The following is a 21,695-nucleotide window of genomic DNA, read 5'->3' on the forward strand; positions in this document are numbered from 1 at the left end:
GGTCTAGAGCGGTTCACGGCTTGATGGAATCGAAGGGGATTCCCGATTTGTCGGTTTTGTGATTCAAGATGCTGGCTGGAGTGGAGGCCAGCATCTGATGACCCGACCTCTTTCCAATGATCTTCGCGAGCGGGTGGTAGCAGCGGTTTTGAGTGGCGAGAGCCGCCGGTCGGCGGCGAAACGGTTCGGCATTTCGGTTTCGGCCGCGGTGAAGCTGTTGCAGCGCCATGAGACGACCGGCTCGGTGGCACCGGGCAAGATGGGTGGGCATCGCAAGAGGGTACTGGAGCCGCACCGTGCCTTCATCGAGGCGCGTATACGTGAGACGCCGCATCTGACGCTGCACGGTCTGAAGGATGAGTTGGCCGGGCGCGGAGTCAAAGTCTCGCACAATGCAGTGTGGCTGTTCCTGCGCCGCGAGGGCCTGAGCTTCAAAAAAAACGCTGTTCGCCCTTGAGCAGGCGCGTGCTGATATTGCTCGCAGGCGCCAACGCTGGCGATCCTGGCAGACCGGCCTTGATCCGCAGTGTCTGGTCTTCATCGATGAGACGTGGATCAAGACCAACATGGCTCCGCTGCGAGGTTGGGGGCCGAAGGGCAAGCGGCTGCGCGGCCTGGCTCCGCACGCCCACTGGCGCACGCTGACCTTCCTTGGCGCGCTGCGCTGCGATCGGCTCGCGGCACCTTGCGTCTTCGACGGGCCCATCAACGGCCAATGCTTCCGGGCCTATGTCGAGCAGCAGCTCATCACCGTGCTGAAGCCGGGCGACATCGTCGTCATGGACAACCTGGGAAGTCATAAGTCGGCCGCCATCAGGCAGATGATCAAGGCTGCCGGGGCCAGGCTTTGGTACCTGCCGCCCTACTCCCCGGACCTCAATCCGATCGAGCAGGCCTTTGCCAAGATCAAACACCGGATGCGCCAAGCCCAGAAGCGTACCGTCGAGGACACTTGGCGCCACATCGGCCACCTCGTCGAAACAATCGAACCCGGCGAATGCAAGAACTACTTCGAAAACGCCGGGTACGCTTCCATCAAAACGTGAAAGACTCTAGGTTGAGTTCCCGCCCACCCCCCTCTGTCCTGCCGGACATCTCCCCCGCAAGGGGGGAGATTGGCTGTCGCCGCTGGCTTCGCTAATTTCCAACGTTGCAGAGCTGGCGGGGCCGACAAGCAGCTGATCTCCCCCCTTGCGGGGGAGATGTCCGGTAGGACAGAGGGGGGTGCTGTCCCGCCGACGTTGCTTATAGATCGCCGCTACCGCTACCGCTGCAGCTTCAGCCCGAGGTAGATGCTGTTGGCGGTGTAGTTGCGCCCGGGCAGATTGCTGGTCAGCTTTTCGGTGCGGGCGCGGCTGGTGAGGCCGACATAGCGGTTCAGCCACCAGGTCAGCCCGGCCTCGGCGCTCAGCGTCATGTCGTGGCCGTCGGAGCCGGTATAATTGCGCCAGTCGAGGCCAAGGGCGGCGTTGCCGGTCAGGTCGGCGCGGATCTGCCGCTCGCCGGTGAGGCGGCCGGAATAGAGGATGTCGCCGCTCTCATTGGCGGCCGTCGTGCCTTCGATGGTGGTCTTGCCGGTGAGACCGATGGTGGTGCCGCGCTCGGGCGACCATTTGAGGTCGGCATTTATGCTTGGACCCGCATTCGCCTCCAGGCTCTTGTCGTCGATTGCTTCACGGAGCCAGCCGGCCGAGAACTCGCCAGTCAGCTTCTCGCCCATGTCGACTTCGATGCCGGCGCGCGCGCCGAGCCGGGTCGATGACCGCTCGAAGCCCCCCGAATCGACGCGCAGATCATAGGCGCGGCGGCCGAGTTCGACTTCGGCGAAAGGCGTGATGGCAGGCGAAATCTCGTAGCCGGTGCGCAAGGTCGCCGTGTAGAGGGTGGAATCGCGATCCTTCTGCGACAACACGGTGCCGTCCGTCAGGTCGGCGTCGCCATAGATGTCGTGGGAGACCGCGCCCGTCAACGCGAAGCGCAGCTTGCCGACGTCCTTCTCGACGCCCAAGCTGCCGTCGATGGTCTGGCGTATGGGCTGCGATTTGACGCCGGCAATGGCGTCGGGTGATGAGGCCGATTCCGGTGCGATCTCGTAGCCGAGCTTGGCGATGGCGCGCAGTTCGTTGTCGAGATCGACGTTGAGCGTGCCTTCGATGCGGCCGCGCCCCTCATTGATCTTCTGGCCCGAAATGGTGTTGCGGAAGTTGCCGTAGCCGTCGATGACAGCCGAATTCTCGCGCCAGTCGGAGGCGGCGGAGAAACGCAGCGCCGTTTCGGACAGCACCGCCGACTTGCCGCCGGAGCTGGAATCGGCGTTCGACGTAACGGTAACGCCCTGCTCCAGCGTCGGCCGCAGCAGGAACGAGCCGACCTTGATGCCGGTTGCCGCGTACGGGTCGTCCTCGGGCTTCTTCTTCTGGCCCTCGATGGCATCGGTGCGCTCGGCGCCAGGATCGAGCTTCTGCCGGTCGACGCTGTCGACGGTGAGGGCACGGCGGTTGGCTGTATCCTGGTCCGTATCGTCTGCCGTCGTGCTGGTCGAAGTCGTTCCGGTGGTGGTTTGGTCCGTGGCCTGGCCAGGCTTCTTCTTGTCGGCGGCCTTGGTTTTGTCCTTGGTCTTGTCCGCATCGGCGGCGCGTTGCTTTGCCGTCGATGGCCGGCGTGGCTGGACGGTTGGCGGCTGGTCGGCGAACGAATCGTCGGTGGCCGCAGGCTGGTCGAAAATGCTGTTTGCGCCGGCCTGTGACGGATCGGTGTCGTCAGGCAAGGCGCCATCGCTGGCCGGCACATAGGCGGTTGGCGTGTTTTCCGTGGGGGTGGTGTCGGCAGGCGCCGGCTTGACCTGCGTGTTGGCCTTGCTCAATTGCCTGGCCCGGCGCTGCTGGTCGGACAGGATCGCCGATTCCGAGACTTCACCACGCAGCTCGGTTTCCTGGGCATGAAGCGCAGTTGGCCGCAGTAGAGCGAGCACGCTCGTCGCCAGAAGCAGAGCGCAAAAGGCTCCGCCCGTTCGACCTTTTTTGTTTTCAGGCTGGGCCCGCGACATCGTCACCACTGCTTGCGCGGCGCAAGCGCGCCATACTTACCGAACCGTAAACGGGGATGGTTAACGGAGGGTTGAGGGGTGCCTGTCAGACCTCGCCGGACGGCAATTCCGTTGGACAGGCGAACGGCAAAGCGCTAAGCGCATCAGCCATGCATGCGGGATCCCCAGAAAAGAAGCCTTTGGACAGCCAGGCTTCGATCGCCTCGGCGCTGAGAACGGTAGCCACCGAACAGGCCGGAGTGGCGGCGTTGGCCGCCGCGCTGGAAAACGGACTGGCCGAACCCTTCGCCCACGCCGTCGACATTATCTCGCGCATCGATGGCCGAGTCATCGTCACCGGCGTCGGCAAAAGCGGCCATATCGGCTCCAAGATCGCCGCCACGCTCGCCTCGACTGGCACGCCCGCCTTCTTCGTCCATCCGGCGGAGGCCAATCATGGCGACCTCGGCATGATCGCCAGGGATGATGCCATCATCGCCATGTCATGGTCGGGCGAGAGCAAGGAACTGATGGGCATCGTCGCCTATTCCAGGCGCTTCTCGATCCCGCTGATTGCGATTACCTCCGGCGCGACTTCGGCGCTGGCGCGCGCGGCCGACGTGGTGCTGCTGCTGCCATCCGTGCCGGAAGCCTGCCCGCACGGCCTAGCGCCGACGACATCGACGCTGCTGCAACTGGTCGTCGGCGATGCGCTGGCCATCGCGCTGCTCGAAGCGCGCGGCTTTACGCCCGACCATTTCCGCACTTTTCATCCCGGCGGCCAGCTCGGCGCCAATCTGACGCAGATCCATGAGATCATGCATGTCGGCGAAAGGCTGCCGCTGGTCGCTTCGGGCACCGGCATGCGCGAGGCGATCCTGGAATTGTCGAACAAGGGGTTCGGCTGCGTGGCCATCACTTCCGCTGACGGCGCCTTGGTTGGCATCATCACCGATGGCGACATCAGGCGCCACATCGGCAGCAATCTCATGGAGATGAGCGTCGATCAGGTGATGACGAAAAAGCCGAAGACGGCCACACCTGACACACTGGTGGCGACCGCGCTGCAGACCATCAACAACTCGGCCATCACCAGCCTGATGGTGGTCGAGGGCAGGCGGCCCGTCGGGCTTGTTCACCTGCATGATCTTTTGCGAATCGGCGCTGCCTGAAAAATTAAGGGCGCATCACGTACGCGATGAGCCCTGTTTTTCTGTTCAGAAAGCGCTGCGCTTTTAGGCGTTCAAACAGCCTCGACCGTCAGTTCCAGATCGGTGTCGGCCGAACTGACGACGCGCACCTGCGTGCCGGCCGGCAGGTCGGGACCGGAGACGCGCCACAGTGTGTCGCCGAGCTTTATGCGGCCTCGGCCGTCCTTGATCGGTTCGGCAAGGGTAGCCATCTTGCCGACCAGCTGCGCGCCGCGCCGGTTGAGCAGCGGCTGGTCACTCGGGATATTGCGTCCGCCAACCAGCTTCTTGCCGGCGAAAGCCGAGACTAGCGACAGCGCCAGGAAGGCCAGCACCTGGACTTCCCAGGTCCAGAAGCTTGCGTCCCAGATGAGCAGGGAAATCAAGCCGATCACCAATGCGGCAATGCCAATCCACAGCATGAAGATGCCTGGCGCTATGACCTCCATCACCAGGAGGACGAAGCCCAGAACCATCCAGTTCCATGGGCCAAGTTCGGAAATGATGCGGTCGAACATGGGAGTGTGCTCCTACTTCCAGTGGAGCATGATCTTGTCCGAAAACCGGTTCCCACTTTTCGGGATCATGCTCGCATGATCTCAGTTCTCGCTTGATCTCAGTTCTCGCTCGGGCGAACCACCGGAGGGCGGGCGGCCTGCCGCGCGGCGCCGGCAGTGCCTTCGCTGCGGAACACTTCCTTGGCGATCTCGCTTATGCCGCCGAGCGTGCCGATCAACGCCGAGGCTTCCATCGGCATCAGCACGACCTTGCTGTTGTTGGCGGTGCCGATCTTGCCCATCGCTTCGGTGTATTTCAGCGCCACGAAGTAGTTGAGCGCCTGCACGTCGCCCTTGGAGATCGCTTCCGACACAACCTGGGTGGCGCGCGCTTCGGCCTCGGCCGAGCGTTCGCGCGCCTCGGCGTCGCGGAAGGCGGCTTCCTTGCGGCCTTCGGCCTCTAGGATCTGAGACTGCTTGAGACCTTCGGCGGCAAGGATCTGCGCACGCTTGTTGCGTTCGGCCGTCATCTGCCGACCCATCGATTCGATGAGGTTGGCCGGCGGATTGATGTCCTTGATCTCGACGCGGGTGATCTTGATACCCCACGGGTGCGCCGCTTCGTCGACGACGCGCAGCAAGCGCTCGTTGATGGCATCGCGGTTGGACAAGAGTTCGTCGAGGTCCATCGAACCCATGACGGTACGGATGTTGGTCATCGTCAGGTTGAGAATAGCGTTCTCCAGGCCGGCGACCTGGTAGGCGGCCTGCGCGGCATTGAGGATCTGGTAGAAGGCGATGCCGTCGACACCCACAATGGCGTTGTCGCGGGTGATGATTTCCTGGCTCGGAACGTCGAGCACCTGCTCCATCATGTTCATCTTGGCGCCGATACGGTCGACAAACGGCACGATGAGGTTGAGGCCGGGGCTTAGTGTTTTGGTGTAACGGCCAAAGCGCTCCACCGTATAATTGTAGCCTTGCGGGATTGTCCGGATGCCTTTGATAAGAAGCACCAACACCAGAAAGGCAAGCGCACCAATCGCAATACCGAAACCGCTGAAGTCCATTTATATCTCCCTCAGATGCCGGCCATGGCGTTGATTCCATGCAACCGACTTCACCAAACACTTAGGTGTGTTTCAATAATGTTACAATCAGGTGATCGCTGATTATTAGTGTGTGGAATAGAACAACAGGGGCGATCGATCGCCGAAATGCGGCGGCCTCAGACCCAGCCTGACAGCTCGCGCCGCACCATCGCCTCGATCACCGCCATGCCCTCAGAACTGTCGTTGAGGCACGGGATGTGGGCGAATTTCTCGCCGCCGGCGTGGTGGAAGGTCTCGGCCGCCTCGCGACCGATCTCGTCCAGCGTCTCGATGCAGTCGACGGAAAAGCCGGGATTGACGATGGCGATCGATTTCACGCCGTCCTTGGCCAGTTTCTCAACCGTCTTGTCGGTGTAGGGCTGCAGCCATTCCTGCGCGCCGAAGCGTGACTGGAAGGTGGTGATCAGCTTCTTTTCATCCCACCCCAGTCGTTCACGCAACAGCCGTGTCGTCTTCTGGCAGTGGCAGTGATAGGGATCGCCCTTCTCGAAATAGGGCTTTGGGATGCCGTGATAAGAGGTGATGACCACCTCCGGCTCGAAATCGAGTGTCGTCAGATGCTGCTCGATCGAACGCGCCAGCGCGTCGATATAGACCGGCTCGGCATAGTAGGGCGGCACGCTGCGAACCGCCGGTGCGGCCCGCATCTTCATCAGGGCGCGAAACAGTTGGTCGTTGGCGGTCGCGGTGGTGGTCGCCGAATATTGCGGATAGAGCGGGAACGACAGGATGCGGTCGCAGCCCTGCGCAACCAGCCTTTGCGCGACGCTCGCGGTCGAAGGATTGCCGTAACGCATCGCCCAGTCGACGACGACATCGGGCAGGTCGCGCAACGCTTCCGCCAGCTTTTCGCTCTGCGCACGGGTGAAGGTGCGCAGCGGCGACTCGTTCTTTTCGCGGTTCCAGATTCTGGCGTAATTTGCGCCGGACTTCTTCGGCCTCGTGGTCAGCACCAGGCCATAGAGGATCGGATACCAGATCGCCTTGTTGAGCTCGATGACGCGCGGATCGGAGAGGAATTCACGGAGGTAGCGCCACATCGGCTTGAAATCGGTGCCGTCGGGCGTGCCGAGATTAACCAGCATGACGCCGATCTTGCCGGCCTTGACCGGCGGATGTCCAGCCGGCAGCGGGCCGAGCGCTTTCGCGGCTTTGGGGGCAAGGGTCATAGCAATTCTCCGGACACGGCGCGAAACTAACGACGCCGCGCCGGTTTTCAATGCCACGTCTGGCCGCACCTTGTCCGAAAAAGCAACACCCGCCCGGCGGACCGGGCGGGTGTTGTGGATTCCTGCCGGCTCTAATTGGCAGCTGGCGGGATGGTCAGGGTCGCCCCGACGGGAAGCCGGCGTGGCTCATAGCCCTTGTTGGCCTCGGAGATCACCTTCCATTTGGTGCCGTTTCCATAGGCCTTCTTGGCCAGGTCCCAATAGGTATCGCCGGCGACGATGACGTGGCTGGCCTCGGCCGGGGCGGGCGTTGCAGGTGCAGCCTCAGCCGGTTTTGCCGGAGCAGGTGCGGCTTCGGCTGGTTTTGCCGGTTCGGCTGGTGCCGGCGTTGCCGGGGCGGTTTCCGCCGGGACCGTCGGCGGGGTGGTGGTGATGTCGCCGGATCCTGCCGGCAATGCGGGCATCACCGGCTCTGCCTCCGCCGGTTTTGCCGGCTCGGCTGGGGCAGGGGCTGCCGCTACGGTTGCTGCGATCTCGGTGATGCGGCCGTCGAGTTTCGGCGTATAGGGCCGGTGCGCGGCGAGATAGTCGGCGACCACCTGTTCCAGGCCGGGGCCGTAGTCATAGGCGTTCTTGGCCTTGTCGGCGAAGACCTTGTAGCCGTCGCCGCCCTGGCGGACATAATTGTTGGTGGCGACCAGATAGTCCTTGTCCGGGTTGATCGGCGCCCAGGCGCCGCCTTCCATCACCTCCACCGACTTGACGCGGCCGGCATTGGGCGCGACCGACTTGTCGAAGGAATATTTGAGACCTGCAACCTGCGGGAAGCGGCCGGCGCCGTCTTCGACCTGGCTGACGCCGTTTTCCAGCCCGGCAACCAGATCCTTGCCGGAAATCTGGAAGGTCGCCAGCGTGTTCTGGAACGGCAGCACGGTCAGCACCTCGCCCATGGTCACGGTGCCCTTGTCGATCGAGGCACGCAGGCCGCCGCCATTGGAGACGACGATCTCGACGCCCTGTCCCTTGACGCGGTCGAGGATGGCGTCGGAAACGAGGTTGCCCATCGCGCATTCCTTGGTGCGGCAATTCTCGCGGCTGCCGTCGATGGCCTCGGCGGTCTCGGCCACTTCCTTGTTCTTCAGCGCCTCGATCGGCGCGCCGAGTTCCTTGATGCGGGCGAGTACGGCCGGGTCGGGGGTGATCGACTTGTCGAGGAAGATCGGGTCGCCGCTGGCTTCCTTGACGTTGCCATTGTCGTCGAACACGACCTTGAATTCGCCGAGATATTTCGAATAGGAGGCCGCCTGCACCACCGGCACCTTGGAGCCGTCGGGGTTGTCGACCATCGTCGGGTAGGGGCCTTCCGCCTTCGGGTCGGTGTTGGACAGAAGCGAATGGCTGTGGCCGCCGACCACCACGTCGATGCCGGGGATTTTTGCGATGACATCGCGCTCTCGCCGGTAGCCGATATGGGTGACGGCGATGATCTTGTTGACGCCTTGCGCCTTGAGCTTCTCGACTTCCGCCGTGATCGACTTGACGTCGTCGGCGATGGCGATGTTGGGGCCGGGTGAAGCGAGTTCCGGCGTGTCGTTGGTCACGGCGCCGATAATGCCGATCTTCTGGCCGCCGACCTCAAGCACGATCGACGGCTTGATCTTGCCCGCGGCGCCGGACTTGTCGTTGGCCACGACATTGGCGCTGACGATCGGGAACTGCGCCTTGTCGAGGTAAGGCACCAGCGCGCTCTCGCCATCGTCAAATTCGTGGTTGCCGAGCGTCACCGCGTCGGGCTTGATCTGATTGAGAAATTCCTCTTCCGCGGTGCCCTTGTAGGTGATGTAGAACAGCGATCCCTGGAAGCTGTCGCCTGCATTGAGCAGCAGCACGTTCTGGCCTTCGAGCTTCTTGCGCTCCTGGGCGATCGCGGTGACCAGCCGGCCGGCGCCGCCGATGCATTCGCCCTTGGTCTCCTCCTCGGCCGAGCAGGTCGACTCGTATTTGTTGTTGCCTTCGATGCGGCTGTGCCAATCGTTGAAATGCAGGATGTTCAACGTGTAGTCGGCAAAGGATGGTGCGGCCGACAGGCCGAGCGTCGAGGCAGAAAGGGCGGCAATGGCAGCGAGCTTCTTCATCTTCGTCTCCTGGATGGAACCTGATCAAAGCGTTCAACGCTCTTGCTTGACTGCAGGATAACAGCCAGCTTTTGGTCATGTTCACATCGCGGTTGTGGCGATGCAAGAAGAATCAAGACGAGCGAAATCGGCATCGGTTTGCCGGCATAAAAAAGGCGGCGGCATCGTGCCGCCGCCTTTTTAGAAGGCTATATCAGACAGGCTCAGCCGCGCCTGGTCAGGACGAAGTTCTGGCCGGCGGAGCTGGTGCAATTCAGCTGGTTGATGGACACCAGCAGGCAGTTGAAAGCGATCGGCTGCTGCCGGATCAGCGAGGTTCCGTTGATCTCGACCGAGGTGGCGCCGGTCTTGGTGTAGCTGCCATCAGCGAATTTCTCGCCGGTCTCTGCCGAAACGGTGGTGAAGACGCCGCCGTTCAAGGTCGAGACCGCCTTGCCTTCGGCGTTCAGCCAGGAGCCTTCGACGCCTCGCTGCTGCGATGCCATCGGTGGCCCGTCGGAACCACCGGTAGTGCAGGCGGCAAGCATCGTCGCAAGAGCGCCCGCCGCGCCCGCAGAAAGAATTTTGCGCGCAATCGTCATATCAAATCCTCTCCTGGCGCATCGGCCCATCGCCGAACGACGTTTGGGAAAACGATGTGCGTGGCCTCAAGTTTCCAGAGCGGTCCCTCGTGCGCCCAAAGGGGCGCACACTGCTCTCGTCCGCATCCCTTCAATCGCCCGATTTCTGGGCGATTGCAAGGCAGTGAGGCAGGGGTATGGAACCGCTATCGGACGAGGATGTTGCGGAATTGCCACGGGTCGTTTTTGTCGAGGTCTTCGGGGAAGAGACCCGGACGGTTATCGAGCGGCGTCCAGTCGGTGTAGTAGCCCTTGACCGGCCCGAGGTACTGGGACTGCACTTCCAGGCAGCGCTTGTAGTCCATCTCGTCGGCTTCGACGATACCGGCCTCCGGGTTTTCCAGCGCCCAGACCATGCCGGCGAGCACGGCCGAGGTGACCTGCATGCCGGTGGCGTTCTGGTAAGGGGCCAGCTTGCGGGCTTCCGCCAGCGACAGCTGCGAGCCGTACCAGTAGGCGTTCTTGTCGTGGCCGTAGAGCAGCACGCCGAGCTCGTCGACGCCGTCGACCAGTTCGGTTTCGTCAAGCACATGGTGGACCGGCTGCGGTTTGCCGGCGGCGCCGAACATTTCGTCCAGCGACAGCAGCGCGTCATTGCAGGGATGATAGGCATAGTGACAGGTCGGGCGGTATTGCACCTTGCCCTTCTTGCCGCGCACGGTGAAGAAGTCGGCGATCGAAATCGCCTCGTTATGTGTCACCAGCAAGCCGTATTGCGCGCCGGGCGTCGGGCACCAGGAGCGTATGCGCGTGTTGGCGCCGGGCTGTTCGAGATAGATCGCGGCCTTGGAGCCATGCTTGTGCTCCTTGCCGTTCTTCGGCATCCATTTCTCATGCGTGCCCCAGCCGAGTTCGGCCGGCTGCAGCCCTTCCGAGATGAAACCCTCGACCGACCAGGTGTTCCAGAACACGTTCATCGGCTTCGGCTTCTTGGTGCGCTGGGTGTCGCGCTCGGCGATGTGGACGCCCTTGACGCCGGCCTTCTTCATCAGCTTGGCCCAGCCGTCACGGTCGTCCTGCGCCGGCTCGGAAAATTCGAGGCCGAGATCGCCGGCGAGGTTGAGCAGCGCCTGCTTGACGAACCACGAGACCATGCCCGGATTGGCGCCGCAGGTCGAAACCGCGGTCGCGCCGCCGGGCTTGTCGTGCTTTTCCTTGATCATGGCCTCGCGCAGCGCATAGTTGGTGCGGCTGGCATTGTCGGCCTCGGTGTCGAAATAGAAGCCAAGCCACGGCTCGACGACGGTGTCGATGTAGAGCACACCGAGCTTGCGGCAGAGCCGCATCAGGTCGACCGAGCCGGTATCAACCGACAGATTGACGCAAAAGCCCTGGCCGCCGCCATTGGTCAGAAGCGGGGTCAAAAGCTTCTTGTAGTTCTTCTCGGTCACGTGTTCCTGGACGAAGGCGATGCCGCGCTCGTCGAGCAGCTTGCGGTCGGTGTCGCGCGGGTCGATGACCGTCATGCGCGACTTGTCGAACTTGAAATGACGCTCGATCAGAGGCAGCGTTCCCCGTCCGATCGAACCGAAGCCGATCATCACGACAGGGCCGGTGATTTCACCGTAAACGGGCCAGTTTTCATTCGCCATTTTATCGAGCACTCCTTCAAAAAACCCGGGAAACTGGGCCAAACACATGCAAAACCGGGCATTTTTGCCCGGTAGTCACGCGCTACATCACAGATCATTGTCACAAACCAGTGAAAAGCGCCAACTGGTGGCTAGCCGTCATTGGCCATGTGGTTAAGGACGCCAATCAACCGGTCGCGGTCGGCGGTCATGCCCTTATAGTCGAGTTGGGTCTCATCCAGCGCCAGCAATTGCGCGGCGAAAGAGGCGGCAAGCGATGCCCGGTCGGGATGCCGCGCCAGCACTTTCAGCGGATCGAGATGGATGCGGATGGTGAACAGGATGTCGCCCGACACGGGCAGCTTGCGGAGCGTCTGGCGCTCGACGCGGATGAAGGCGTGTGCGTTGACGTCGCCGTCCGGAAAGCGCGACGGGCGGTTGGTGGCACGGTCGATGCGCTCGACATTGGAGAGTGGATGATAGAGTGCGTCGTCGGCCTGGATCGACCAATTGAAGCGCTCGACGGCCTGACCCTGGAGGCCGTCGAACATGCGGTTGATGAGTTCGGCTGGCCTGGTGCCCGGACCGAAACCCGGCACCGGTGCGTGAATCTCTTGCAGCGGCCGACCGAATTTTTCGACCAGCAACCAGGATGACGGGAAGCACAGCGAGCCGGCGGCGAGCCGCCAGCCGCTGTCGTCGCGGCGCATCAGGATCAGGTCTTCCTGGACGAGCAGCGAGGCTGCGACCAACGGGGCGTCGGGGAAGGTGGCGTCAGGGTCGGCTTTGGCGCCAATCACTTCGATCCCGGCGTTCGCGCGCCGGTAGGTTTCGGGGAATGTCGCCACCAGATGCGCTTCGATGAGGTCGCGCACTTCGCGCTGGGCGTCGCGCGTGCCGTCCTCCTCGACGAACACCTTGTCGGGAATTTTGGCATAAAGCCGACGCTTTTCGGCGAGATGGTCGATGAGGTGCCCGTCGACCTCGATCCATTTGTCGAGCTCGAGCGGCTTCAGCCCGATGGTGAAGAGCTTTGAGGATCCATCATAGGGCGTGTGGGTGGGCAGCTGCGGTGTCATGCTTCCCGGAGAGCCTCCATGCCCTCGGCAACATTGGCCGCGACGAATTCGGTGATGACATATTCCGCCGCGCCGGCCTGGACGAAGGGATCGTTCTTCAGCCTTGCTTCCAGAACGTCGCGGGATCCACGCGCCAGGATCAAACCGCCTGTCCGTGGCTTCTTCGGGCCGGATGCGACGAAGAGGCCTTCGGCATAGCAGGTCTTCAGCCAGGTTCTGTGAGCGTCCAGCAGGCGGTCGATCTCGGTCAATGGCAACAGGTAGGTGGAGGAAACGACAAACATCGGAAATCTCCTGGGGCGATTTGCCCGTATTGTCAGGGATAGCGTGCCTCTTGCCTAGGCGAGAGACGCGGGGATCAGTCCGCGCAGCGAATTGCCGACGAACAGCGTCTTGGCGGATTTCAAATCGTCATAGCTGTAGATCGCTTCCTGGGCGCGGCCTTCGTCCAGCAGCTCGGCGCGCAATACGCCAGGCAGCAGGCCGCAGTCGAGCCGGGGTGTCATCAGCACGCCATCGCCAAAATCGGCGAAGACATTGGTGATGGTGCCTTCGCAGATTTCACCGCGCTCATTGGCCAAAAGCACCTCGTCGGCGCGAGTGGCGAGGTATTCGGCACGAGCATTGATATAGACCTGCCGCCGGCTGGTCTTGTGGCGCAATAGCGTATCGCCGGAATTGAGCCGGACCCGCGCCAGCTGCAGCCGCCAGACCTTGTCGGCGGCGAGCGGCTCGTAGGGCTGAACCGCAGCTGTCACCTCGCCATTGCGCTGCAGGACAAGACGGGTGCGCAGCGCCGTCTGCTGCGCCCCGACAATGTTCGCCAACACCTCGCCGATGCGCTGCGGATCGCAGGCAAAGCCCAGTTCTTCGGCCGAGCCGTAAAGGCGCGCGAGGTGGCGGTCGAAGCGAAGGAAGCCGTGGCTGGGCTCCCAGCGCATGGTCTCGATCAGTTCGAACTCGGCGGTGTTCCCGTCGCGAAGCGCGCCTTCAGCAGACACTCCTGATACTCCTCCTCGGCGGTCGAATCGAAGACGACGCCGCCGCCGACATTGTAGACGGCCTCGCCGCTGGAAAAGAGCGAGATGGTGCGGATCGCCACCGAAAAGCGCATCGTGCCGCCGGGCGCGATCCAGCCGATGGCGCCGCAATAGACGTCACGCGGCGTGGCTTCCAGCTCATGCAGGATTTCCATGGCACGGATTTTGGGCGCCCCGGTGATCGAGCCGCAGGGGAACAGAGCCGCGAAGATCTGGCGGATGCCGAGATCGGGCAACAGCTTTGCCCTGACGCGGCTCACCATCTGGTGGACGGTTGGGTAGCTCTCGATGCGGAACAGTTCCGGCACCTCCAGCGTGCCGACCTCGCTGATCAGCGAGATGTCGTTGCGCAGGAGATCGACGATCATCCGGTTTTCGGCCTGGTTCTTCTCGTCATTGCGCAGGAACGTCTTCAGCCGCGCGTCCTCGGCCTTGGTTGCGCCACGCGGCGCGGTGCCCTTCATCGGATGGGTTTCGATCATGCCCGCAGCGTCGATCTCGAAGAACAGTTCGGGCGAGCGCGACAAGACGATGGGATCACTGAGCGAAATCAGCGCGCCGTACTTTACCGGCTGGCGTCCGGTCAGCGCATCGAAAGCGGCGAGCGGGTCGCCGGACCACTGCGCCTGGACCGGGAAGGTCAAATTGCCCTGGTAGCAATCGCCCCTGCGGATGTGATCGTGCAGCCGCGCGAAGCGTTTGGCGTAATCCCGCTCTGACCAGACGGCCCTGGCGTCGAAGATCGGGCCGTTGCTGGCCGGCGCATTGTTCTGCGGCACCGCCTGTTCAACCGGGGCGTCGAACACGCCGAGACACACCAGCGGCGCGCGCCGGCCCTCGGGCAGCAGCGGCAGCAGTTTCGGTTCGAGCAAATAACCCGCTTCGTAGGAGAAATAGCCCGCCAGCCATTTGCCGGCGTCAGATGCCGCCTGCGCAGCCGCCAGTGCCGGCACGAAATCCTTGGCATCATAGGCGACGATGATGTCGGCCGGGCGGTCGAAGACCAGCTGACGGCCGCTTTCGTCGTTGCGGAAAATGGCAGAGGGCAGGGGCATGATCTCGGATGCTGCGGTCAATGACGCCACAACCGCTCTATATGGGGGCCGGGCAGCGTGCAATCGAGGGAGCGGCGTCGCAAGGCGCAAAGACGGTGGCGCTTGCGAAAACAAAAGCGGCGCCCGAAGGCGCCGCCTTGTCGGCCTTATTGCCGATGATCAGATCAGGTGTTGTTGGCGGTCCCGGCGGTCGGGAACTGGCGCGCGAATTCCTTCTCGTCGCCGGCGGCAAGCAGCTTGGCCTGCTCGATCCACTTTTCGCGAGCGATGCGGCCATCGAAATTCAGCGTGTCCTCGATGTGCTTGACGTCGGCTGCGTTCCAGCCGGCAATCTGCGCATAGGTCGTGACACCAAGGCCCTTGAGCAGTTTGTCGTTGACCGGGCCGATGCCGATCAGGCGGCGCAGATTATCAGCCTTCCCAGCTGCCGGTGCGGCCTTCTTCGGGGCTGCGGCCGGCTTTGACGCTGCGGCTTTGGGCGCGGCCTTGGCGGCGGCAGGTTTGCTGGCAGCCGGTTTTGCGGCCGCGGATTTGGCCGCAGCTGGCTTGGCGGCGGCAGGTTTGGCCGCGGCGGGCTTGGCGGGCGCGGCTGGCTTCGCGGCCGGGGCGGACTTGGCCGTTGCGGATGTCGACACCAGTGCGGCCGGCGCCGAGCTGGAAGGCTTGGCAGATGGAGTCGATGTTTCGCGCAACCGGCGTTCGAGATCGGCGCGAGTCTTGCCACAGGCGTCGAGTTCGCCGGTCAGGCGATCGGCGTCAGCGCGCAGCCTGTCGCGCTCGCTGCGGGTGCGGTCGAGGTCGCCGCGCAGGCTGTCAAGCTCGCCGCGCAGCCGGCCCCAGATAAACCAGCCAACCAACACACCTACAAGGAACGCCAGGACAATGTAGAAGAAGGTCATCGTCTCTCTCCAGTCGGATCCGTCCGCCGCCGCCTCAAGTCTTGACCTTGGCAGATCGGATCATCCAATGGTGGTTCGGCGGTTCAGGGAACAGCCGGTCTGTCGTCGACTGCCGGCACTCGGCTTTCCCGCCCATTGCCAACGGCCGCTGTCGCATTCGCCAGGCCGCTGCCATGGGCCGGGATGCTGTCCGGCCTGAGCCGCGCGCCCGGCTGAGCTTCAGGCGGAAAGCTATCATACGGATTCCGGAAAGCTAACGGAAAATTTCGCCGGAGAGTTCTTCAAGAACAGATATTTAGAACAAGAACAGAGCTGCCGTAACATGCATTCCGGCTAAACTGTTCTGCGATTTCGCAAAGTCGAGACCGCCGCCGAACCTGTCGCTCTGCGCTCCCGGTCCGACGGGTGCGTGGCGTCAACTGTCGAGCGCTTCCAACTCGTCGATCAGGCCGCCGATCACGCCAAGCCCTATCTGCCAGAAGGCGGGGTCTGTGGCATCGAGGCCGAAGGGGGCGAGAAGCTCGGAGTGATGCTTGGTGCCGCCGGCGCGCAGCATCTCGAAATACTTGTCCTGGAAGCCGTGCTCGGCATTCTGGTAGACGGCGTAGAGCGAGTTCACCAGACAGTCGCCGAAGGCGTAGGCGTAGACGTAGAAGGGCGAGTGGATGAAATGCGGGATGTAGGTCCAGAAGACCTCATAGCCCTCGCGCAGCTTGATCGCCGGCCCCAGGCTTTCGGCCTGCACTTCGAGCCAGAACTGGCCGAGCTTGTCCGAGGTCAGCTCGCCGTTCTTGCGTTCGGCATGCACCTTGCGCTCGAACTCATAGAAGGCGATCTGGCGCACGACCGTGTTGATCATGTCCTCGACCTTCTGGGCGAGCATGGCCTTGCGTTCGCGCTTGTCGGTGGTCTGGTCGAGCAACGAACGGAAGGTCAGCATCTCGCCGAACACGGAGGCCGTCTCGGCCAGCGTCAGCGGCGTCGAGGCCATCAGCGCGCCCTGGCCACCGGCCAGAACCTGGTGCACGCCGTGTCCGAGCTCATGTGCCAGCGTCATCACATCGCGCGGCTTGCCCATGTAGTTGAGCAGCACGTAAGGGTGCGCGGAGGGTACCGTCGGATGCGCGAACGCGCCTGGCGACTTGCCGGGCCGGACGGGCGCGTCGATCCAGTTGCGATCGAAGAAGACACGGGCGATCTCCGCCATGTCAGGGGAGAAGCGCTGATAGGCCGACAGCACGGTGTTCCTGGCGTCGTCCCAGCGGATCACCGCTTGCGGGGTTTCGGGCAAGGGTGCATTGCGGTCCCAGTGGTTCATCACCTCCATGCCGAGCCAGCGCGCCTTCATCGCGTAGTAGCGATGCGACAGGCGTGGATAGGCCTCGCGCACGGCGGACGCCAGTGCATCGACCACGCTGCGCTCGACACGGTTGGCGAGGTGGCGTGAATCGGCGATGTCCTCGAAGCCGCGCCAGCGGTCGGAAATCTCCTTGTCCTTGGCCAGCGTGTTGGTGATCAGCGTGAAGGTGCGCAGGCTCTTGCGGAAGGTTGCGGCGAGCGCCTCGGAGGCGCGGCGGCGGACTTCGCCATCGGCGTCCTGCAGGCGGTTCAGCGCCGGCTCCAGTGTCAGTTCCTCGCCGTCTATGTCGAAGCGCAGATCGGTCATCGTCTCGTCGAACAGACGGTTCCAGGCGCCGCGCCCGGTGATCGACTTCTCATGGAAAAGCTGCTCGACCCGGTCCTCAAGCTGGTAGGGCTTGTCCATGCGCAGGTCGAGCACCCAGGGCCGGTAATGCGCAAAGCCTGCATCGGCGGCGAGGGCGGCTTCGAGCGCCTTGTCGTCGATCAGGTTCAGCTCCAGCGCGAAGAACAACAGATGCGCGCTTGCGTCGGTCATCTTCTCCTGGATGTCGCCATAGAGCTTGGCGCGCTGCGGATCGGCGGTGTTGCCGGCATAGACGAGGCCGGCGTAGGAGACGATTCGCCCGATCAGTTCCTCCAGCGCCTCGTAGGCTGCCAGCGCCTCGCCGAGCTTGCCGGCGCTGCCGCGCTCGGCCTCCGCCGCCAGCGTGCCTTTCCAGCGGTTCTCGAAGGCGACGGCATCGGCCGCCGCCTTGGCGAGGTCGCGCTTCAGTTCGGTCGCCTCCATGCCGGAATAGAGGTCGGCGAGGTTCCATTCCGGCAGGTCGCCCAGCTCCGCCGCGCCCTGACCGGACGCTGCCGCCGCAAGCTGCCGACCGAGAATCCTGCGCATCAACAATTACCTTCTGGAATCAAGGGGAAGGGCAAGCCGGTCAAATCCTAAGGAATTCATTCACCGGGTTTTTTGAAACCTTATTTAGAACCCTGTGCCAAGATGATCCATGGGGATTTCCCAGGCAGGCAACTGAAATCAGTCATGACAGGTTCCATTCTCATAGTCGATGACGATCCCGTGCAGCGCCGGCTGCTCGAAGCGGCGGTGACGAAATTCGGCCACAGCGCCATCGTTGCGGATGGTGGCGAGGCCGGCCTGGAGGCCCTCGACGGACCCAATGCGCGGGATGTTTCGGCGGTCATCCTCGACCTTGTCATGCCCGGCCTCGACGGCATCGGTGTGCTGAAGGCGATGCGCGAGCGCGGCATCACTGTTCCCGTCATTGTGCAGACCGCGCAGGGCGGCATCGAGACGGTGGTTTCGGCGATGCGCCACGGCGCTTTCGATTTCGTCGTCAAGCCGGCTTCTCCAGACCGGCTGCAGACCGCGATCGGCAACGCGCTCAAGGTCGAGGCGGTCGAGGATGAGGTAAAGCGCACGTCGCGGCGGCGCGGTGGCCATCTAACCTTCAAGGACATGATCACGCACAGCCCGGCTATGGACCGGGTGATCCGCCTTGGCCAGAAGGCGGCGGCCTCCAACATCCCGATCCTGATCGAGGGCGAGTCGGGCGTCGGCAAGGAACTGGTGGCGCGCGCCATCCAGGGCACAGGGGATCGTCGTTCAAAACCCTTCGTCACCGTCAATTGCGGCGCCATCCCCGACAATCTGGTTGAATCGATCCTGTTCGGCCACGAGAAGGGCTCGTTCACCGGCGCCACCGACAAACACACCGGCAAGTTCGTCGAGGCGCATTCGGGCACGCTGTTTCTCGACGAGATCGGCGATCTGCCGCTCGAGGTGCAGGTCAAGCTGTTGCGCGCCGTACAGGACGGTGAGGTCGATCCGGTCGGCGGCCGCGCCACGGTCAGGGTCGATATCAGGCTGATCTCGGCCACGCACCGCAACCTTCTGCAGCAGGTCAAGGACGGCAAGTTCCGCGAGGACCTGTTCTATCGGCTTAACGTCTACCCGATTTTCGTGCCGCCGCTGCGCGACCGGCGCGACGACATCCCCTATCTGGTCAAGCACTTCATGGACAAGGTGGCGCCGGCGGGCCATCGCCTGCACGGCATTTCGGAAGCCGCACTGGCCATGCTGCAGGCCTATGACTGGCCGGGAAACATCAGGCAGCTGGAAAACGCCGTGTTCAGGGCCTCGGTGCTTGCCGAGGGCGAGGTGCTGACACCAGACGAATTCCCGCAGATTCGAGCGCAGGTCGACGGCACCGTCAATCTCGATGCCCACACGTCCCAGTCGGACCCCGAAATGGCCTGGATCGGCGAGTCACAAGTCGATAGCGCGCAGACAGAAGACGTCCGCACTGTCGCTGACGAACTCGAGCCTCCGGCCAGGCTGCTTCAGCGTTTCGGCACGCTGAGGGCGCTGGACGAGCGCGGCAATGTTCGCGCGCTGGCCGATGTCGAGCTCGAAATGATCAAGCTCGCCATCGACCACTATAATGGCCAGATGAGCGAAGTTGCACGGCGTCTCGGCATCGGCCGATCGACGCTCTACCGCAAGCTCAAGGAATACGGCATCGACCCGGAAACCGGCCGCCTCGACCGCCTTGCATCCTGAAGCGCGTCGCGTTTGAACGGATTCAGGCGACGCGCCTCAGGTCTTTGCATTATGCATGTCGTTCTCTCAAAACCGGGACCACTTTTGAGCGACATGCATTCGAAAACCGAATTCCACAGCTTGCCAACGCAAGGCCGGGACCAGCTTGCCAGGCAATATTCCGCGCTGCATAAGGGGTTGCGGCGGGAATATGGCCGATGCGAACAGCCGTGTTCACGCATTAAGGCTAACGGTAACAGATCGTGTTGCGGGAAAAGGCTGAATCTTGATCTAAACCAGCAGTTTACCAAGAAATCCTGTGTATTATTTTTGACGGGATATCGCCACGGTGTTACCGCATTTCGGCTTCAATAAGCGATGATTAACCATTAGGATCGATATTCGGATGTGAAAACCACGCATCCGTTTGGGCAAATCCGGGGACAAACGGCAGCCTGCAAGGCCTTTTGATTTGAACAAAGTCGAACGACACAGAAACGGGCGGCACTATCACATTGGCGTCTGGCCGAGATGGTTGGCAGCGGTGATTGTTGCGTTCGCTTTCCTTGCCGCAACTGCTGCCGGCGCCAGCGCTGAAACGCGCTCGCTCAAACTCTATCACCTGCACACGCATGAAAAGGCCGAGATCGTCTATAAGCGCAATGGCCGCTACGATCCGGAAGGCCTCAGGAAGATCAACATCATCCTGCGCGATTGGCGTCGCAACGAACCGACCAAGATGGACCCGCGCCTGCTCGACCTGGTGTGGGAAGCCTATCGCCAGGCCGGCGCTACCGACTACATCCAGGTCGTCTGCGGCTATCGCTCACCGGCGACCAACTCGATGCTGCGCAGCCGCAGCCGTGGTGTCGCCAAGGAAAGCCAGCACATGCTGGGCAAGGCGATGGACTTCTACATTCCAGGCGTGCCGCTGAAGAAGCTGCGCAACATCGGCCTGAAAATGCAGGGCGGCGGCGTCGGCTATTATCCGTCGTCCGGTTCGCCCTTCGTCCACATGGACGTCGGCAATGTGCGCCATTGGCCCGGCATCAGCCGCCAGGAACTGGTCAGCCTGTTCCCAAATGGCAAGACGCTGCATGTGCCGAGCGACGGCAAGCCGCTGCCGGGATATGATCAGGCGCTAGCCTCCTACAAGGCGCGCAAGGGCGCCGGTTCGCCGGCCATCATGATGGCCAGCGCTGGTGGCAGCACCAAGAAATCCGGTGGCTTCCTCTCCGCTTTCTTTGGCGGTGGCGGCGAAGACGAAGCCGACGACAGCGCCGATGTCGCGACCGCCGCGCCGTCGCCGAGAAGCGTGAAGCCGGTCCAGGCTGCCAGGAGCGACAACAACAGCAACCTGCCTGGCATCGCGATCGTGTCGCCGCAGGACGCCAAGCGCGCGAACATCCCGCAGCTTGCCGACGACAGCGCGGACGATTCGGAGCCGCAGCAGGATACGCCGGAGACGATCATCGCGGCTCTGCCGGCCAAGGAAGTGCCGCTGCCAGATTTCGCGCCGCGGCCCAAGGCCGATGTCGGTGCGCAGCAGCCTGACACGGTGCCGTTCGGCATGGCCGATGCCACCACAGAACAGACAGTGGCGACGGCGCAGGCGCCGGCCAATGTGCCGTTCGGCATGGCCGATGTGAGCGATGCTGACCAAGGGGCTGCCGCTCCGGCCCAGGTCGCGCTCAACGTCCCGTTGCCGACCTGGCGTCCCGACCGCTCTTCGCCGCCGGCTGAGCTTGCGCCGCAGGACAAGGGCGTGCTGCTGGCGCTGGCCGATACGGCTGCCCACAAGCAGACCGCAACCGACGCCTTCTCGGCGCTGCCGTCGCAGCGTCCGGATGAGGTCAAGGCCGTTCTCGAACAGGCCAGTGCCGCCGATGTTACCGACGACTATCAGGTTGCCTCGCTCGAGCCGCGCTCGGCGTTCAACGACCCGTCAGGCGTCGATGCCGCAACGCCGCGCGGCGCCATTGCTGCCCGTCCCGCCGGTACCGATCCGGCCTCCGTGATCGGCGCCGGCGTGAAGACGACGCGCAAGGAAGCCAGGGCCTCGGCCCGCGACCTGAAGCCCGGGCCGAAGGCCGTAGTGGTGGCGGCCGAACCGCAGGCGGCGCGCTGGGCGCTGAGCAGCGGCGACAACATCGCCACCGTTTCCAGCCCGACGACAGCGCCGCGCTATGCCTACAACATCGTGCATACGCCGCCGAGCGAGGTCTACACTGCAGGCTTCCAGGCGGACAACCAGATGGCCGATGCCAACCGCTTCACCGGCAATGCCGTAAAATTCCTTTCGGTCGCCCGCTTCCAGACGAAGTAAGGGCCTCGACCCAAGCAGATATCAAAAGCCGCGCTGGGCAACCCGCGCGGCTTTTTGCTTT

General features: G+C 63.1%; 17 protein-coding genes. 4 read left to right on the forward strand and 13 right to left on the reverse strand.

Going from position 1 to position 21,695, the window contains the following annotated elements; genetic code table 11:
* Window positions 1-97 precede the first annotated feature (97 nt).
* A protein-coding gene (locus tag AC1D1B_RS12330; protein ID WP_477332470.1) for an IS630 family transposase occupies window positions 98-1,046 on the forward strand; the annotation gives its coding sequence in 2 pieces (ribosomal slippage) (window positions 98-433 and window positions 435-1,046; 948 coding nt in all).
* Window positions 1,047-1,264: 218 nt separating this feature from the next.
* On the opposite strand, the gene AC1D1B_RS12335 is transcribed toward AC1D1B_RS12330, so the two are convergent.
* Complete coding sequence (locus AC1D1B_RS12335; RefSeq protein ID WP_477332472.1) at window positions 1,265-3,046, reverse strand: outer membrane beta-barrel protein; 1,782 nt, start codon at window positions 3,044-3,046, stop codon at window positions 1,265-1,267.
* Between the two features lie 149 nt (window positions 3,047-3,195).
* Between AC1D1B_RS12335 and AC1D1B_RS12340 the strand changes: the two genes are divergently transcribed.
* On the forward strand, window positions 3,196-4,197 hold the full coding sequence (locus tag AC1D1B_RS12340) for a KpsF/GutQ family sugar-phosphate isomerase (RefSeq protein WP_477332474.1): 1,002 nt from the start codon (window positions 3,196-3,198) through the stop codon (window positions 4,195-4,197).
* Between the two features lie 71 nt (window positions 4,198-4,268).
* Here the strand turns inward: AC1D1B_RS12340 and AC1D1B_RS12345 are convergent, their stop codons facing one another.
* The 12 genes from AC1D1B_RS12345 to AC1D1B_RS12400 all read right to left on the reverse strand — a co-directional run bounded on the left by AC1D1B_RS12345 (window position 4,269) and on the right by AC1D1B_RS12400 (window position 17,646).
* Entirely contained in the window at window positions 4,269-4,733 is a 465-nt protein-coding gene (locus tag AC1D1B_RS12345; protein ID WP_477332476.1) for an NfeD family protein, read from the reverse strand.
* 98 nt (window positions 4,734-4,831) lie between these two features.
* Window positions 4,832-5,782 carry an SPFH domain-containing protein gene (locus AC1D1B_RS12350; protein ID WP_112559280.1) on the reverse strand — a complete coding sequence of 317 codons (951 nt, stop codon included), beginning with the start codon at window positions 5,780-5,782 and terminating at the stop codon, window positions 4,832-4,834.
* Window positions 5,783-5,940: 158 nt separating this feature from the next.
* Window positions 5,941-6,993 carry a ferrochelatase gene (gene hemH / locus AC1D1B_RS12355; protein WP_477332478.1) on the reverse strand — a complete coding sequence of 351 codons (1,053 nt, stop codon included), beginning with the start codon at window positions 6,991-6,993 and terminating at the stop codon, window positions 5,941-5,943.
* A gap of 131 nt (window positions 6,994-7,124) precedes the next feature.
* Window positions 7,125-9,128, reverse strand: coding sequence for a 5'-nucleotidase C-terminal domain-containing protein (locus AC1D1B_RS12360; protein ID WP_477332480.1), 2,004 nt, complete (start codon window positions 9,126-9,128; stop codon window positions 7,125-7,127).
* A 203-nt stretch (window positions 9,129-9,331) separates the two neighbouring features.
* On the reverse strand, window positions 9,332-9,709 hold the full coding sequence (gene omp10, locus AC1D1B_RS12365) for an outer membrane lipoprotein Omp10 (RefSeq protein ID WP_477332482.1): 378 nt from the start codon (window positions 9,707-9,709) through the stop codon (window positions 9,332-9,334).
* A gap of 185 nt (window positions 9,710-9,894) precedes the next feature.
* Window positions 9,895-11,340, reverse strand: a complete 1,446-nt coding sequence (locus tag AC1D1B_RS12370; protein ID WP_477332484.1) for a homospermidine synthase — start codon at window positions 11,338-11,340, stop codon at window positions 9,895-9,897.
* Between the two features lie 131 nt (window positions 11,341-11,471).
* Window positions 11,472-12,398 carry a heme-dependent oxidative N-demethylase family protein gene (locus AC1D1B_RS12375; protein WP_477332486.1) on the reverse strand — a complete coding sequence of 309 codons (927 nt, stop codon included), beginning with the start codon at window positions 12,396-12,398 and terminating at the stop codon, window positions 11,472-11,474.
* On the reverse strand, window positions 12,395-12,682 hold the full coding sequence (locus AC1D1B_RS12380; protein ID WP_477332488.1) for a YciI family protein: 288 nt from the start codon (window positions 12,680-12,682) through the stop codon (window positions 12,395-12,397). Before AC1D1B_RS12380 ends, AC1D1B_RS12375 begins: the two co-directional genes overlap by 4 nt.
* A gap of 54 nt (window positions 12,683-12,736) precedes the next feature.
* Window positions 12,737-13,399, reverse strand: a complete 663-nt coding sequence (locus AC1D1B_RS12385; RefSeq protein WP_477332490.1) for an aminotransferase class IV family protein — start codon at window positions 13,397-13,399, stop codon at window positions 12,737-12,739.
* The gene (locus AC1D1B_RS12390) at window positions 13,348-14,493 is read right to left on the reverse strand and encodes an aminodeoxychorismate synthase component I (RefSeq protein WP_477332492.1); all 1,146 of its coding nucleotides are present in this window, start codon (window positions 14,491-14,493) and stop codon (window positions 13,348-13,350) included. Before AC1D1B_RS12390 ends, AC1D1B_RS12385 begins: the two co-directional genes overlap by 52 nt.
* Before the next feature lie 164 nt (window positions 14,494-14,657).
* The gene (locus AC1D1B_RS12395; protein ID WP_477332494.1) at window positions 14,658-15,392 is read right to left on the reverse strand and encodes a proton-conducting membrane transporter; all 735 of its coding nucleotides are present in this window, start codon (window positions 15,390-15,392) and stop codon (window positions 14,658-14,660) included.
* A 415-nt stretch (window positions 15,393-15,807) separates the two neighbouring features.
* A complete protein-coding gene (locus AC1D1B_RS12400; protein ID WP_477332496.1) occupies window positions 15,808-17,646 on the reverse strand; it encodes a M3 family oligoendopeptidase in 1,839 nt (612 codons plus the stop codon).
* A 144-nt stretch (window positions 17,647-17,790) separates the two neighbouring features.
* On the opposite strand from AC1D1B_RS12400, the gene AC1D1B_RS12405 reads away from it, so the two are divergent.
* Entirely contained in the window at window positions 17,791-19,329 is a 1,539-nt protein-coding gene (locus AC1D1B_RS12405; protein ID WP_477332498.1) for a sigma-54-dependent transcriptional regulator, read from the forward strand.
* A gap of 493 nt (window positions 19,330-19,822) precedes the next feature.
* On the forward strand, window positions 19,823-21,634 hold the full coding sequence (gene mepK, locus AC1D1B_RS12410) for a peptidoglycan L,D-endopeptidase MepK (RefSeq protein WP_477333302.1): 1,812 nt from the start codon (window positions 19,823-19,825) through the stop codon (window positions 21,632-21,634).
* Window positions 21,635-21,695: the final 61 nt, after the last annotated feature.

The organism is Mesorhizobium sp. P2_C5_2 (assembly GCF_056404535.1).

What these genes read in the sequence shown, in the direction of transcription:
- AC1D1B_RS12340 (WP_477332474.1), top strand. Translation starts at nt 3,196, where the DNA reads ATGCATGCGGGATCCCCAGAAAAGAAGCCTTTGGACAGCCAGGCTTCG.
- AC1D1B_RS12345 (WP_477332476.1), bottom strand. Translation starts at nt 4,733, where the DNA reads ATGTTCGACCGCATCATTTCCGAACTTGGCCCATGGAACTGGATGGTT.
- AC1D1B_RS12380 (WP_477332488.1), bottom strand. Translation starts at nt 12,682, where the DNA reads ATGTTTGTCGTTTCCTCCACCTACCTGTTGCCATTGACCGAGATCGAC.
- AC1D1B_RS12335 (WP_477332472.1), bottom strand. Translation starts at nt 3,046, where the DNA reads ATGTCGCGGGCCCAGCCTGAAAACAAAAAAGGTCGAACGGGCGGAGCC.
- AC1D1B_RS12370 (WP_477332484.1), bottom strand. Translation starts at nt 11,340, where the DNA reads ATGGCGAATGAAAACTGGCCCGTTTACGGTGAAATCACCGGCCCTGTC.
- AC1D1B_RS12350 (WP_112559280.1), bottom strand. Translation starts at nt 5,782, where the DNA reads ATGGACTTCAGCGGTTTCGGTATTGCGATTGGTGCGCTTGCCTTTCTG.
- AC1D1B_RS12360 (WP_477332480.1), bottom strand. Translation starts at nt 9,128, where the DNA reads ATGAAGAAGCTCGCTGCCATTGCCGCCCTTTCTGCCTCGACGCTCGGC.
- AC1D1B_RS12395 (WP_477332494.1), bottom strand. Translation starts at nt 15,392, where the DNA reads ATGACCTTCTTCTACATTGTCCTGGCGTTCCTTGTAGGTGTGTTGGTT.
- AC1D1B_RS12375 (WP_477332486.1), bottom strand. Translation starts at nt 12,398, where the DNA reads ATGACACCGCAGCTGCCCACCCACACGCCCTATGATGGATCCTCAAAG.
- AC1D1B_RS12400 (WP_477332496.1), bottom strand. Translation starts at nt 17,646, where the DNA reads ATGCGCAGGATTCTCGGTCGGCAGCTTGCGGCGGCAGCGTCCGGTCAG.
- omp10 (WP_477332482.1), bottom strand. Translation starts at nt 9,709, where the DNA reads ATGACGATTGCGCGCAAAATTCTTTCTGCGGGCGCGGCGGGCGCTCTT.
- AC1D1B_RS12390 (WP_477332492.1), bottom strand. Translation starts at nt 14,493, where the DNA reads ATGCCCCTGCCCTCTGCCATTTTCCGCAACGACGAAAGCGGCCGTCAG.
- hemH (WP_477332478.1), bottom strand. Translation starts at nt 6,993, where the DNA reads ATGACCCTTGCCCCCAAAGCCGCGAAAGCGCTCGGCCCGCTGCCGGCT.
- AC1D1B_RS12405 (WP_477332498.1), top strand. Translation starts at nt 17,791, where the DNA reads ATGACAGGTTCCATTCTCATAGTCGATGACGATCCCGTGCAGCGCCGG.